20 protein-coding genes are annotated in these 12704 nt (G+C 65.4%); 8 read left to right on the forward strand and 12 right to left on the reverse strand.

The features are described from left to right. The first annotated feature begins 49 nt into the window (after nucleotides 1-49). Nucleotides 50-925 (forward strand): hypothetical protein, encoded by an 876-nt coding sequence (locus H8F27_RS08700; RefSeq protein ID WP_197147770.1) that lies wholly within the window; start codon nucleotides 50-52, stop codon nucleotides 923-925. Nucleotides 926-930: 5 nt separating this feature from the next. Next, on the forward strand, nucleotides 931-1215 hold the full coding sequence (locus H8F27_RS08705; RefSeq protein WP_197147771.1) for a hypothetical protein: 285 nt from the start codon (nucleotides 931-933) through the stop codon (nucleotides 1213-1215). A 30-nt stretch (nucleotides 1216-1245) separates the two neighbouring features. On the opposite strand, the gene H8F27_RS08710 is transcribed toward H8F27_RS08705, so the two are convergent. Beyond that, entirely contained in the window at nucleotides 1246-1461 is a 216-nt protein-coding gene (locus H8F27_RS08710) for a hypothetical protein (protein ID WP_197147772.1), read from the reverse strand. Between H8F27_RS08710 and H8F27_RS08715 the strand changes: the two genes are divergently transcribed. Beyond that, nucleotides 1460-1708 (forward strand): hypothetical protein, encoded by a 249-nt coding sequence (locus tag H8F27_RS08715; protein ID WP_197147773.1) that lies wholly within the window; start codon nucleotides 1460-1462, stop codon nucleotides 1706-1708. The two genes, H8F27_RS08710 and H8F27_RS08715, sit on opposite strands and share 2 nt — an antisense overlap. Before the next feature lie 142 nt (nucleotides 1709-1850). On the opposite strand, the gene H8F27_RS08720 is transcribed toward H8F27_RS08715, so the two are convergent. From H8F27_RS08720 to H8F27_RS08730, 3 genes are all read right to left on the reverse strand, one after another. Next, on the reverse strand, nucleotides 1851-2048 hold the full coding sequence (locus tag H8F27_RS08720) for a hypothetical protein (RefSeq protein ID WP_197147774.1): 198 nt from the start codon (nucleotides 2046-2048) through the stop codon (nucleotides 1851-1853). Between the two features lie 181 nt (nucleotides 2049-2229). Beyond that, nucleotides 2230-2484: a hypothetical protein gene (locus H8F27_RS08725; protein WP_197147775.1), complete on the reverse strand. Its 255-nt coding sequence runs from the start codon at nucleotides 2482-2484 to the stop codon at nucleotides 2230-2232. Nucleotides 2485-2507: 23 nt separating this feature from the next. Beyond that, entirely contained in the window at nucleotides 2508-3254 is a 747-nt protein-coding gene (locus H8F27_RS08730) for a C39 family peptidase (protein WP_197147776.1), read from the reverse strand. A gap of 81 nt (nucleotides 3255-3335) precedes the next feature. Between H8F27_RS08730 and H8F27_RS08735 the strand changes: the two genes are divergently transcribed. The 4 genes from H8F27_RS08735 to H8F27_RS08750 all read left to right on the forward strand — a co-directional run bounded on the left by H8F27_RS08735 (nucleotide 3336) and on the right by H8F27_RS08750 (nucleotide 5751). Further along, nucleotides 3336-4259 carry a major capsid protein gene (locus H8F27_RS08735; protein WP_197147777.1) on the forward strand — a complete coding sequence of 308 codons (924 nt, stop codon included), beginning with the start codon at nucleotides 3336-3338 and terminating at the stop codon, nucleotides 4257-4259. A gap of 68 nt (nucleotides 4260-4327) precedes the next feature. Continuing rightward, nucleotides 4328-4777, forward strand: coding sequence for a hypothetical protein (locus tag H8F27_RS08740; protein WP_197147778.1), 450 nt, complete (start codon nucleotides 4328-4330; stop codon nucleotides 4775-4777). A 5-nt stretch (nucleotides 4778-4782) separates the two neighbouring features. Then, complete coding sequence (locus tag H8F27_RS08745; RefSeq protein ID WP_197147779.1) at nucleotides 4783-5301, forward strand: hypothetical protein; 519 nt, start codon at nucleotides 4783-4785, stop codon at nucleotides 5299-5301. 222 nt (nucleotides 5302-5523) lie between these two features. Further along, the gene (locus tag H8F27_RS08750; RefSeq protein ID WP_197147780.1) at nucleotides 5524-5751 is read left to right on the forward strand and encodes a Nif11-like leader peptide family natural product precursor; all 228 of its coding nucleotides are present in this window, start codon (nucleotides 5524-5526) and stop codon (nucleotides 5749-5751) included. 12 nt (nucleotides 5752-5763) lie between these two features. On the opposite strand, the gene H8F27_RS08755 is transcribed toward H8F27_RS08750, so the two are convergent. The 8 genes from H8F27_RS08755 to H8F27_RS08790 form a co-directional block, all read right to left on the reverse strand. After that, nucleotides 5764-5946 carry a hypothetical protein gene (locus H8F27_RS08755; RefSeq protein ID WP_197147781.1) on the reverse strand — a complete coding sequence of 61 codons (183 nt, stop codon included), beginning with the start codon at nucleotides 5944-5946 and terminating at the stop codon, nucleotides 5764-5766. Between the two features lie 259 nt (nucleotides 5947-6205). Continuing rightward, a complete protein-coding gene (locus tag H8F27_RS08760) occupies nucleotides 6206-6529 on the reverse strand; it encodes a hypothetical protein (protein WP_197147782.1) in 324 nt (107 codons plus the stop codon). Nucleotides 6530-6659: 130 nt separating this feature from the next. Further along, nucleotides 6660-7457, reverse strand: coding sequence for a sigma-70 family RNA polymerase sigma factor (locus tag H8F27_RS08765; RefSeq protein ID WP_231596158.1), 798 nt, complete (start codon nucleotides 7455-7457; stop codon nucleotides 6660-6662). A 407-nt stretch (nucleotides 7458-7864) separates the two neighbouring features. Continuing rightward, on the reverse strand, nucleotides 7865-8539 hold the full coding sequence (locus tag H8F27_RS08770; RefSeq protein ID WP_197147783.1) for a hypothetical protein: 675 nt from the start codon (nucleotides 8537-8539) through the stop codon (nucleotides 7865-7867). 14 nt (nucleotides 8540-8553) lie between these two features. After that, nucleotides 8554-10611, reverse strand: coding sequence for a BREX system Lon protease-like protein BrxL (gene brxL, locus H8F27_RS08775; protein WP_197147784.1), 2058 nt, complete (start codon nucleotides 10609-10611; stop codon nucleotides 8554-8556). Beyond that, complete coding sequence (locus H8F27_RS08780) at nucleotides 10608-11054, reverse strand: type II toxin-antitoxin system VapC family toxin (protein WP_231596159.1); 447 nt, start codon at nucleotides 11052-11054, stop codon at nucleotides 10608-10610. Before H8F27_RS08780 ends, brxL begins: the two co-directional genes overlap by 4 nt. Continuing rightward, a complete protein-coding gene (locus H8F27_RS08785) occupies nucleotides 11038-11355 on the reverse strand; it encodes a type II toxin-antitoxin system Phd/YefM family antitoxin (protein WP_231596160.1) in 318 nt (105 codons plus the stop codon). Before H8F27_RS08785 ends, H8F27_RS08780 begins: the two co-directional genes overlap by 17 nt. A gap of 79 nt (nucleotides 11356-11434) precedes the next feature. Continuing rightward, nucleotides 11435-11737 carry a hypothetical protein gene (locus H8F27_RS08790; RefSeq protein ID WP_197147785.1) on the reverse strand — a complete coding sequence of 101 codons (303 nt, stop codon included), beginning with the start codon at nucleotides 11735-11737 and terminating at the stop codon, nucleotides 11435-11437. Nucleotides 11738-12262: 525 nt separating this feature from the next. Here H8F27_RS08790 and queD point away from each other — a divergent pair. Then, on the forward strand, nucleotides 12263-12640 hold the full coding sequence (gene queD, locus H8F27_RS08795; protein ID WP_197147786.1) for a 6-carboxytetrahydropterin synthase QueD: 378 nt from the start codon (nucleotides 12263-12265) through the stop codon (nucleotides 12638-12640). Nucleotides 12641-12704: the final 64 nt, after the last annotated feature.

Raw genomic sequence — 12704 nt, forward strand, 5'->3', positions numbered from 1 at the left:
ATGGCAGCGCCGCGATGGGCTGCCGATCCACTGACAGCCGAGACGGGTCATGGCCAACGGAACCACCCCTAGCAGCAGCAGCAGCACTGCCGCCAGCGCCACGGGCAGCAGCAGCACCAGCAGCAGCGATCTCCTCGATGCCCAGGCCGCGGACGCTGCTGAGCAGCCCCTCAGCAGCGATGGGGCCACGACCACCACGGCGGCTGATCGCCCTGCTGCCGAGGCGGAGGCCGGCAACGGCCAGGGCAGCGACGGCCTCAGCGAGGCCCTCAAGGCCGAACGCCGCCGCAGCAACAACTTGGAAAAAGAGCTGCGCGGCCTGCGGCAGCAGCTGACCCGCTTCTCGGAGATCAACCCGGAGGAGTACGCCCGCCTGCAGGAGGCCGAACGGCAGAAGCAGCTGCTGGAGCAGCAGGTGGAGCTGCGCGAGCGGCAGATGGAGGAGGCCTCCGCCCGGAAGGTGGCGGCCGTGGCCGCTGAGCGGGACGGCGCCCAGGCCCAGGTGCTGGCGTTGCGCAAGGAGCGGCTGCTGGAGCGCGCCTTCTCAGAAGCCGAGGGCCGCACCGGCGGCGATGGGCGCGGCACCTTCTTTGATGTGTTCAAGGGTCAGCTGGGGGAGAGCTTTCGGCTCAGCACCGGCAAGGACGGCAGCGATCTGCTCGAACCGCTCGATGGCCAGGGGCAGCCGCTGCTGGGGGATGACGGCCGGCCGATGACCACCGCGGAGTTCCTCGATCAGCTGCGGCTGCATCCGGTGTATGGCTTCCTGTTCCAGCAGCGCGGGGCGATGGGCAGTGCCAATGGGATGGGCGCTGCAGCGGCACCAGCCGGTGGCTTTGGCGAAGTGCTCAACCCCCACAGCATGAGCGCCAGTGAGCTGTACCGAGCTGGCTTTGTGGGCGCCGGCCGGAGCTCCCGCCGTTGACCTCGATGGCGAGCTGGCGGTACTACCTGGCCTTCTGGAGCCGTCGCTCCACCGCCACCGTGGTGCCGGCCGGCAGCACCAGCCAGGCCCGCCGCTGCGCGCAGGCTCATCACAAGGCCGGCTACGGCACGCTGGTGTCGGTGCAGCAGGCCTCGGCGGCTGATCGCCAGCTGATCCGCCAAGGCGTGTGGGTGCGCCGCCGCCGGGATGGATCCAGCCCTCAGTTCGGCACCACGGCTGAGCGCGCCGCCGCCAGACGGCAGCGCAGCCGCTACCGCAGCTGGCTTTGAGGCCCGGCAACGCCGGGCCAGGCCGCCGCCTCAGAGCACCGAGACGGTGCCGAGGTGCTTGGCGGCCAGCTTGCGGGCCAGCTGATGGGCCAGCGCCGCGGGGATGTAGCGGGGCTTTTTGACGGGGCGACCGCGGCGGCCATAGAAGACCGTGAGCCGCTCGGTGCCAGCGACCTTGCAGCCAGCGGGATAGGTGTGCAGCACCAGCTGACGGATCGGGCAGGCCAGGGGAGCAGAGGAGGCCATGGGATGGAGGCGAGGAACACCCGCCCCATGCCCCGGACGACGCGGCCTGGCAAGGGTCGGCGTAGCCGACTCGCGTCAGCCCTTGCCAGGCCGTGGCGAGCAGGGCGTAGCCCTGCGCTCCGGGGCAGTGCTGGTGATTCCTCGCCGACCCCATGGCCGGGCGACTGGCCAGACCGGGACCTGCTGCGCTGCGGCTGCCTGGGCAGCCTTGAGCCGGGCATCGATCTCTGCTCTGCGGGAACGGTGACGTCGTCATCGCCGTAGGGATAGTCGATGCAGTAGCGCGGGATGGGTTGGCTCTGGTGGCTGCCCGGTCCCGCCACTTGTCAGCTCGCAAGAGGGAGCCATCAGGGCCCCTGCTTTAGAGCAGAGGCCCTGGATGCGAGACCTCAGAAGGGCAGCTCGCTCTCGGGGATGGGGCTCACAACAACGGGATTGAGGAGCTGCCGATCGAACAGCAGATCAGCGCAGAGCCGCTCCAGCCGATCGAGGGGAACCGGGCGATGGGCGGCGGCTTCCTCGCAGAGCAGCTCCAGGGTGCGGGAGCTGAGGGACTGGAAGAAGCGGAGGCGGGATGCGGTAGCCACAGCAGGCGCAGCGAAGACCCCGAAGCAGGCCGGGCGGGGTCAAGGGGCAGTCACCGCTGAAAGGCGGAGCGCAGCGCAGCCAACGCAGGCCAGCGGCTGCCTCGCGTCAGCCCTTGAGGCCGCCCGGACCATGAGGAGGGCTGCGCGTAGCCGATCCACTAAGGGCTGATGGTGCGGCTGTTCAGCGGTCTGGATCCTGGCGGCGTGTGGCGAGGCTGCTGCCGCCGAGCAGGGCCAGGGCGGTGCCGAGGGCCGTTTCAAACGTGCGCTGCAGGTGCTCGGCGTAGCGGCTGCAGGCCGGGCCATGCCGTTGCTGCAGGCCCAGCCAGAAGCAACCGCCCAGGCCGGCGGCATAGAGCGCGAACTGGGCGATGAACACCCCCGCCACGGCCCGCAGCAGGAAGCGCTCGCGATCAAAGCCCGCTGGATTCGCCATGGCTGCCGGCTGTGCCCCTGGGCTCAAGGGCAGCAGGTGAGCAGCCAGCCGGTGCCGGGGCCGTCGGCTTCCCAGCGGGGCAGCCAGTTCGTCCAGCTGTAGTGCTGGCCGGCGCCATTGGTGTTGGCGGTGTAGCCGCCGTGCACCAGATCGGCCTCGCCGTTGGGGTCGTGGTGGATGGCGTGACTGGCGGAGAAGCCGATCACGACACTCCAGTGGCCGCCGCCGGTGGGAGCCGTGGCGGGGCCGTGATGCAACCAGCCGACGGCGACAGGACGGCCGGCCTGGATCTCGGCCTCCAGGACGGTGCGATCCCCGTTGGTAGCGAAGTTCGCCGTCAGCCCGAGGGAGCGCAGGGCCGCCAGCTGGGCCTCGGCGGAGGTGGTGTCGCCGTAGCGGGCGCGGATGAGGTTGTACGCGTCGTCGCTGCTGACCTTGCCCCAGTAGCGGGCGAGCATGGCGCAGCTGCTGGAGAAGCACTCGCGGTAGCCGGTACCGGAGGCGTTGTCGTTCTGGTTCTCCCAGATCACGGGCAGCGGATTGGCATGAACCGCTGCGGGTGGCGGCGAGGAGAAGGTCTGCCGCCAGGGAGCCGCCTCAGTCAGAACCGCAGGGTCTGCCGCGATGACGGCCTGGCGCAGCTGCTCGATGCCGTCCAGCTGCTGGGGCTGAGCCTGCCAGTGGTCCCAGAACTGGCGCCAGCGCTCCGCGCTGAATGGCGCCTGGGCTGCAGGCGATGGCGGGGATTCAGAGGCGGCGGTGGCGGTCATGGCAGCTGGGCAGTCCTCTGCTGTTGCCGCCTCGGCAATAGCCGGTGACCTGCATGGGGCCGGGCCCCACCTCTCCCTGTCATGGGCCTCACCCTGATCGAGGCGGCCAAGTACGAAACCCGCCTGGAGCACCTCGCTGTGCTCAAGACCTTTGCGGAGGGTGAACTGCTGGCACGGCTGCCGTTTCTGAACATCAACGGCAGCGGTCTTTTTTATGCCGCCGAGCAGGAGCTGCCCTCGGTGGGGTTCCGGGCGGTGAACGAGGGCTACAGCCAGAGCTACGGCGTGATCGACCAGCGGGCTGAGGCGGTGCACCTCTTTGGTGGGGATGTGGATGTGGACCGCTCGATCGTGGATCTGATGGGTCCGGAGGCCCGGGCCAGCCAGATCGAAATGAAGATCCGCTCGATGCGCCTCACCCTGGAGGCGACGATCGTGAATGGTGATGCCAGTGCCGATGCGCGGGCGTTTGATGGCCTGGCCCGGCGGCTGCCGGCAGGCGATGGGATGGCGATTGACAACGGCAACCAGCCGCTGGGCTTTGACCTGCTCGATGAACTGATCGATGCGGTGGACGGCATGGGCCGGCCCAAGGTGCTGCTGATGGGCCGTGCGATGCGTCGCCAGCTCAATGCCCTGGCGCGCAGCAGCAACTGCTGCTCCTACGTGGCGGAAACCAACGCCCTGGGGATGACGGTGCATCGCTACCAGGACTGCGAGATCCTGACGGTCGATCGCGACGCCCAGGGCCGTGAGGTGCTGGGCTATGGCGAGGCGGGCGGCAGCAGCTCGATCTACTGCCTGGCGCTGGGCGATCAGGGGGTGACCGGCCTGCAGGGACCGTTCCAGGGGCGCTATGGGATCTCGGTGCGGGATCTGGGGGAGGTGCCGGATGCCCCGGTGTTCCGCACGCGGGTGGATTGGTACGTGGGCTTTGCGGTGCTGCATCCGCGCGCGGCGGGGCGGCTGCATGGGATCACGCCACCGCTGATCGCAACGCCCTGATCGCTGTGCGCTGACCCGATCCCGACCCTCGGCCTCAGCCCCCTGATTGCACGTTCCGGAGTTTCTCCATGCCCTCGATTCCCCAGGCCCATCGCGGCAACCCGTTGATCGATGCCGAAACCACGCTGGTGGGGGTGATCGCCCACGGCGCCCTGCGCCCCGCCCCCAAAAAGTTCGTGAGCGGCGAGGTGGTGCGGTTGACCACCAAGCTCGATGCGGCGGCACGCTTCACGCTGGTGGCCAGCCACTCCAGCCACACCGCAGCGGTGACGGTGGATCTGCAGCTGGCGCCGCTGCTGATCGACGGTGCCACCGGCACGTTCGTGAGCGCCGTGAAGGTGTCGCTGCCCGCAGAAGGTGGCCGGGTGGAGGCGTATCTGAGTGGGCGTGACATCAGCATCGCCGCCGCCGATCAGACGCGGGTGCAGTGGCCGTGCATCTGTTTCGCCAAGGTCGTGGTAACGCCCTCGACGCCGGCGGATCTGCACGTGGGCCTGACCGCAACCATCCCTGCCTGATCGCCATGACCAGCACGATCATCAGCAGCGCCACCCCGATCGATCCGCGCACGGGCTGGGTGCTGCTGCACAAGGGCGAGGAGGAGATCTACGTGTGGGCGGTGCATGCCGCCGGCTGGCAGGCGCTGGGCTGGAGCATGGGATCAGCGCCGGTGAAGGCGCCTGAACCGGAGCCGGAGCTGCCGCTTACTCCCAGCCCGGAGCCGCCGATTGAGGACCAGCCGGCTGATGCCCCTGCAACCGATCCTGTCCTCGCCCCCGAGGTTGATTCCGCCTTCGACCGTGAGCTGGACGCCGAGCACAACGCTGAGGTGGAGCCAGGGCCAGACGCCATCGCTGATCCCGTTGCCGCCGTGCCGGACTTCGGGGCGATGACCAAGGCCGAGATCATCGAGCACTGCTCCCGTGACTACGGGGTGCTGCTGGACAACAGCCTGACCAAGGCCGCCCTGGTGACAGAGGCCGAGGCCCTGGCCGCTGCCGCCCCCCTACCGGATGCGCTGGTGGATGACCTGATGCGCTGAGCAGCTGGATCCCCTCAGCTGCAGTGGGCCACCTGCAGCTGCTCATTGGCCCCACAACGTTGATGGTGGCGGTGGGGAAAGGGGATCTGAGCCTGCGGCGTTCGAGCCCCCAAGGAGGTTGTTCCAGCTGAAAGCAACGGATCGCGCCCAGCGTGCCCTGCTGAACCTGGCCAACCTCGCCACCTGCGCGATGGTGCCAATGCCCCCCCAGAGCGCAGGGAGATGAGCTGGTCGGATCTGGAGCGGTTGGTGGTTGATGCAGAAGCCAGTGCCCAACTCCAGGGCGTCCTGCGCCGTTGCAGCTCCCGCAATGAGCTGCTGCAGACCGCACGGCGGCTGGGCTATCGGGTGACCCACACCGATCTGCGCCAGGCCTGGGTGCAGCACCTGCAGGACGCCGAGGCCCAGGAGATCAGCCAGCCCCAGCCGGCCGCTGGAACTGGACACTGAGCCGGCTGGCTTCTACACGCTCCAGCGCAGCGGTTCCTCCCAGGCGGCCTCTGGGCAGATCAGATCCCAGCAGCAGCCGATCGGCTGTGGAACCGGCAGGGAGAACAGCACCAGCTGCCGGGCAACTTGCACTGGGTGACGGCGCTGTGGCTTGCGCTGGCGGGACCGGCAGGAAGTGGTGGTGGTGGCTTCCATGGCGAACGGGAGAAGAAACGCCCCCCTCCACGCCCCCAAGCCACGGGGTCAAGGCCACCGCTCAGGTGCTCGTCTTGGCCTTGACGCTGGGGCGCTGCCAGCCCACCGCAACTGGTGGCTGCTGGCCGCGGGGCGGACCATCGGGGACGTGCTCTCCTGCGTCATCGACCACCGCCACCCCCGGACTGCCCTACCGGTGCCGGAGAGGCACAGCAGGGGAGAGAAGCCGGGATCAGGGCTCCCGGCAGGCCCTTGGGCATCAGGCCATCTGCAGCCGCAGCTCACTCAGCGCCTCACGATCGGCCTCCAGCTGGCAGCGGTGCAGCAACTCCTGCTGGGCCAGCAGCCGCTCATCGAGCTCATCCACCCGCGCCAGGCATTGCTGGATCGCTGGGATCACCTCCTCTTCCAGGATCGTGATCTCCTCCTCGCCATAGGGCTGCTCGATCCAGGTGCGGCGCAGCGGCAGCCCCCGCCGCAGCTGCAGGATCCGCTCGATCGCCTTGAGGCTGGATTCGAGCAGCAGAAACGGATCCTCTTCTGGCCGGCAGAACGGGGAGGCAGCGGCAGAAAGCATGGCCATGGAATCGGCGCCGAGAGCGGCGCAGCGACGGGACCGATCCCAGCAGGGGCCTGACGCAGGAAGGCCCCAGACTGGAGAGGACCCGAGCAAGCCCTTTTCAGGACTGAGGTTCTGAAAAGGGCCAGAGGCCCTAGACCTCCAGCTGCAGCCTCAGGGAGGCGATGGCCTTTTTCTGGGCTCTCTGCACGGACATGGCACTGATTTCCAGCCGCTCGGCCGCTTGCCGGAGCGACAGGCCCTCGAGGAGAGTGAGCCGGAGGGCTGTGGCCTGGGCAGCAGGCAGCTGCTCGACCAGCTGCTCCAGCGCCAGGCCATGGATGGCTTCGCTGAGAGCCTGCCCGGCTTCTGGAGCGACCAGCTGATCGAGCAGGCAGGGCTCGCCATCAACGCTGGCATCAAGACTGAGGTGCCCCAGCGGGCAATGGCCTTGCTCATGCAGCCGGCGCGGCACGCGCACCAGCCGCACCCGATCGCGCAGGTGGTGCTGCAGGGCCCCGCTGATGCAGCGGCGCAGATAAGGCCAAGCGGGCTCACCAGCTCTGCAGCGGGGAGCGGAGCGGACCAGGGCCTCCCGGGCCACCTGGATCAGATCCTCTCGCTCCACCAGCGGGAACAGACGCCGGGCGGCGGCGGAGGCAATGGCATCAGCCAGAGGCAGGTGCTCCAGCACCAGGGCATCACGGGCCTTGAGGGCCGAGCTGCTGAGGGGGGAAGCGGGGGAAGCCATCGGCAGGACGGCGAAGAACCCCACCCCCACCGGCCGGCCGCAGCGCCGCGGCAAGGACGCCCCACAGGGGCGCATGGCCTGATCCGTGACGCGGCGTGAGGACTGGCCGAGGGATGCGGTGGGTGTGCGCCGGCCCTGGTGGCAATCCCCCTCCGCTGTTCTTTCGACCAGCCAGCTAAGACCCCACAGCAACGCCCTCACCCGGGGCCGTGTGCTCAGGCCTGCTGGAGATTCCCGCTCCGATGCAAATCCCCAGCGTTCAGACCGGGATCAAGTTCAGGAATCTGATCCACGGCCTTGGGGATTGGCCGGCAGTTCCTCCAACTGTTCGGCCAATGCCCAGACGTTGTTAATCAGCGGTCCTATCGGGATCAGCAAAGCATCCCGCTCAAGCGATCCCATGGCGGTGACCCACACCTGGGCAGTGAGCTCAGCCAGCTACTTGCGGAGCTCGGCAAGGCGCTGTTAGCGATAGTCCATGAACGCATGCGTATCTGCGCTTAGTGCTCCTACAATCACCGCTTCCTGCCGCGAAGGACTGATGAGCAAGAATCAGCCAAAAGACGGCCCAATAGCAAACCGATGCAGGGCCAAGAAATAGCCCGGCACTATTCATTATTCTGATCCTCTTGGATCGCGCCAGTCAAGCTGATTGGACGAGCTGCTTCCCCATCGCCAACATCAGTCGGAGCCCTGGAAAAGATTTCCGTCAATGAACTGGGGTAGTCCACAATATAATCACTGCCATCGTCAATCAGCGCGAAAAGCCTGCCAGATGGCTGCGAGTCTTGCACTCTTCCTATGCCAACAATAGATCGCTCAGATAGGCTTGTGATCCCCGAAGAAATGCTTATTTCCCGGAGCATTTTTTCCCTGGTTTGCTGGTCGACATTGATTAGCTGAGCCAGCCCATAGCCTTCGGTCTGAATTCCAGCATTAAAGGGCTTTGAGAGCTCGCTGAGCAGGCCCAATGGCATCTCAGCGTCATCACTTATTTTAATTCGCATCGTCTTATCTTTTCCAAGCTCAGCGACCCTACCCGGCAGCCCCATTTCCGCGCTGACCTTGTCTTTCCCCAGGGTTATGCCGCTTAGACGAGCACCATTGAAAGATAGCAATGCAAATAGGGATCCCACCAGAAACATCAGGGTGTTCACTTCCTTTATAGAAAGCGAGCCCAGAATAAAGAGCAGCCCGACACAGGCAAGCCAGATCCTTCCAATTGGATCCAAAAGGCGTTCTGCCTGGGACTGGCTATCGGGTGAGTGACTGGGTTGACGCATTGGATTTACTACTTCTATTCCTCCAGCCCCTTAAACACTGCATCCTCCGGATCCTTGTAGAACTCAATCGAGATCTTGGTCCAGAGGTCATCGGGTAGGTCGTTGAGGCCGCGGCGGGCTGAGACGGGCATCAACAGCACTTTGGCCTGCTTCTCCACGGCCAACTCGGCAATGGCGACGGCGTTGGGGATCATCTCAACGGAACCGCCGAGATTGAGGGAGCCGACGACGATGGTGCTGCCTCGGGTGTTGCGGTCGAGCAGGCCGCCGACCAGGGCAACCATCACCGGCAGGCCGAGGCCGGCGCCGCTGCGATCGTTGTCCATGGCGCGGAGCTGGATCGAGAACTCATGGCCGCGGGGGTCGCGGTCACCCAGCAGGTTCTTGGCCCGGGCGTAGACGTTCTGCTCACCCACCTTGGTGCTCTCTCGGAAGGCAGGTGGCACGGGCTGGTTGAGGATCTTGACGCCGCTGCCCGGGCCGACGGCCACCTCGATCCGGTAGAGGCTGGGGCCGGTTTCGCCGGTGCCGGGGCTGATGGCCCACACCTGGCCGGGCGGCAGGGGATCGCCATCAATGGCGTCGTCGCTGTGGAGCTCGGGCGTGGCCACGAACTTCTCCACCCCATCAAGGCCGAGGGTGTAGCTGAAGTGGGTGTTGCGGAACTCGCTCTTGAGGCAGCGCTTCTGCTGCTCTTTGACCCGGCGACGTGATTCGAGCGCCAGGCGCACGATCCATTCGAGATCCTCGTCGGGGATCTCCATCTCGGGATCGGGGAACAGCAGCTTGATCAGGGCGCTCACCGTTTTGTTGACGCCCTCGATGTCGCGGCCGCTGAGGGCACCGCCGAGGTGTATCCGGTTTTGCAACGCCGCCAGGCGGCTGCCATCGCGCAGGCGGCTCCAGCACTCGCTGAGGAAGTCGCTAACCAATCCGAAGTGACTGGTCAGGTGCTCGTTGGGGTTGAGCTTGGGGAAATCCCAGCCGGGGGCGTAAGCGTGGATGCGGTCCTGGAAGGCCGTGTCATCGCGCATCTCCCGCGGCAATGGGCTGAGCAGGTGGCCGATCCGCTGCTGCTGCTCCACATCAACATCGAAGTTGCCCACCATCACGATGCCGCCTTCAGCACGAATGCTCTCCTTGCCGCGGCTGAACTCACCGGAGGCCATGTAGCCCTTGAGGATATTGACGCCGTCTTTCTGGTCGAACGACACTCCGGCCACCTCGTCGAAGCAGACCACGTCGTATTGGCAGACCAGGCCGCGCTGGCCATTGCTGTTGTTGACGAACATCTTGGCGACGGTGGCCTTGCCGCCAGAGATCAGGTGGGAGTAGGGGGAAATCTGCTGGAACAGGTGGCTTTTGCCCGTACCTCGCGGGCCCAGCTCCACCAGGTTGAAGTTGCGCTCCACGAAGGGAGCCATGCGCAACAGCACCACCATCTTGGCCCGCTCATCGAGGGCTGTTGGCTCGAGGCCGATGGAGCGAATCAGGAAGTCACGCCACTCCTCTGTGGTGAATGAAGCGCGGCCCTTGGCCAGGATCCCCAGCACGTTGGGGTTGGACATCTGGATCGGCCGCAGCCCAGCAATGCGGAAGGGCCGGCCGTTGCGCTCCTGGGCGATCACCGGGTCGTATTCCAGTGACACCTCGGCGTAGAAGCCATCGGTGAGCATGCGCTCGTTGGCGCGCACCAGCTCGTCGTCGATCTGGGCGTCCTTGATGGCGAGGCTGGGCACCTCCGCCATGTAGGAGTCGCTGCGGGTGTCGAGTCGAGCTCGCACAATGTCGATGATCTTGACGCTGCCCTGATCCCGGGCCCTGGCTTTGAACAGCTCCTCCTCGCCGGTGCGCACCGTTCGGCCCTGGAGCTGCTTTTCCACGATCTGCAGCCCTTCTTCGATTTCGCCCGGATCGGTGCTGGCGCAGTAGCGGCCCAGCAGGAACTCCACCACGTAGGTGGGTACCGGGTATTGGCGGGAGTACTTGCGGACCAGGAAGCCATCAAAGGCCTTGGCGCCGAGCTGGTCGAGCTGGTCCATCTCGCTGGTGGCAGCGGGTGTGCTGGTCATGCCAACACCTCCAGCTGAAGGAGCTGGGCGGCCTGATTCAGACGCCGGTCGTAGCAGGCGAAGGTGACCGATTCACCGAAGGTGAGTCGTAACTCATGGGCTGCCGCCAGCTGCACACTGTCGTAACCCCTGAGCGCAAATCCATCTGCGAAACGCCCAGCCGCTTCGACTAATTGCTGGCTGACTTCAACAATGGTGAACGACGGCCAAAGCTTGATTAGACGTTGACGTGCCAAGTCGATTTCATCAGCACTGGTTGAATCTTCCCGCTGACGACGTGCCATCGCAGCCATGGCCTCGGCCCAGGTCATTCTGCAGGCTGCGATCACGCCCGCACGTTCGCTGGCCTGGTGGATCTGAGCTGAGTCAGGCTCATCAATCAAAAGCTTGATCAGGGCACTCGTATCGCAGAACAGAAGCACGCGCTTAACCCCGGTCTTCAATCACGATCTCGCTGATGAGCTTCCCTTTGCCTCTGAGCTTGATGGGCGGGGGGAACACGGGCTTCTGCCCGCTCCAGCTGATCAGGCCCGCATCAATCGCCTTCTGCAGCGGGCTGGTGATCCCTGAGTCCGCTGGCTTCACAGCTGTGATGCGGGCGATGGGCTTGCGATGGGAGGTGACTTCCACCACCTCGCCCGCCTGGGCACGGGCCAGCCACTCGGAGAGGTGGGTCTTGAGATCCCGCACCGACACCTGACTTGCGACCACATCGGCCATGGCTGTCTCCGATTCCGCGACCACGCTAGGTCTGATTTCGCTGGTCATGCTTCTCCTCCAACCACGGTGCGGCGCTGGGCGATGACGCGCCCCTCAGGGCTGATCAACACGGCCACGACCACGGCTCCTTCCTGTCCTCGTCGTGGTTGGAGCGGAACTGACCGAGCCGGTTTCGCGGCGGCAGGTGCCGCACCACAGGCGACGGCACGCCGCCATCGGGGCCGCCACCACCAGGGCCCCTGGCCCCGGGGCGGCCGGAGTCCATGAAGTAGGTGGCGGCCGATTGCCCGGCCAGGGCGATGGCGGGAAGGGCCAGGGACCAGCGGCTATCGCACAGGGCGATGTCGGTGGCGCGGGCCTCACAGACGCCCACAAAGGCCATCAACGAAAAGATCTCCGCACCCACCAGGGCCAGGATCGGGGCGGAGTTGCTGCTCAGCTGCGGTTAGCCCTCTATGGGCCTTTGCCAGGCAGCCCAGCGGCTGAGCTGGGAAGGGGCCTCAGCCCCCGCCAGAGAGCTGCTGCCGCATGGCGGCGATGGCCTTCTTCTGGGCCCGTATCACCGACATGGCGCTGACCTCAAGCCGCTCGGCCGCAGCCCACAGTGACAAGCCCTCGGGGACGATAAGCCTGAGAAAGGGGCCTGAGCTGCCGGGAACGGTTCAACAAGCAGCATGGACCCAACGAACACTCCCTCAGCTCTGGGTTTCGGGCCCGCAGGAGGGAGTGTGCCAGGGGACGCACCGTGGCACACATGGCTAGCCTGCCCTCAACTTCGTAGGCCTAGTGAGAGACCTCCGCGAGAGGACAAAGCAAAGGAGCGGGGACCACAACGCTCAGGTGCAGTTGCTTGGAAATCCAGACCCGTCAAGCTGGGCAGGATTGAGCAACAACCAGTTTGGGCATAAATCAAACCCACACTCGCAATAACATGGAAATATTTAAGGACTTCACGTTTGAGGCCGCTCACTATCTGCCAAACGTCCCAGAAGGACACAAATGCAGGCGACTTCACGGCCATTCCTTCAAGGTACGCATCTATGTGAAAGGGCCGACGGGATTGGAATCTGGTTGGGTGCAGGACTTTGCTGAAATAAAAAGAGCCTTCAAGCCATACTACGAGCAACTAGACCACCATTACCTGAATGAGATAAAGGGGCTCGAAAATCCTACGTGTGAGAACCTAGCGGTCTGGATCTGGAGCAAGTTGAAAACAGACCTACCTCTATTGAGTCGCGTAGAGACCTTTGAGACTTGCACGAGTGGATGCATCTACTTCGGGCCGGACTTGGAAGGAGCTGAGCAATGAAAGTAGTTGTTATCACGTCGTGCACTGGTGAAAAGACTGCTTCTCATAGCCGTCAGCTAACACT

The organism is Synechococcus sp. CBW1108 (genome assembly GCF_015840335.1).
Lineage (GTDB): Bacteria > Cyanobacteriota > Cyanobacteriia > PCC-6307 > Cyanobiaceae > Cyanobium_A.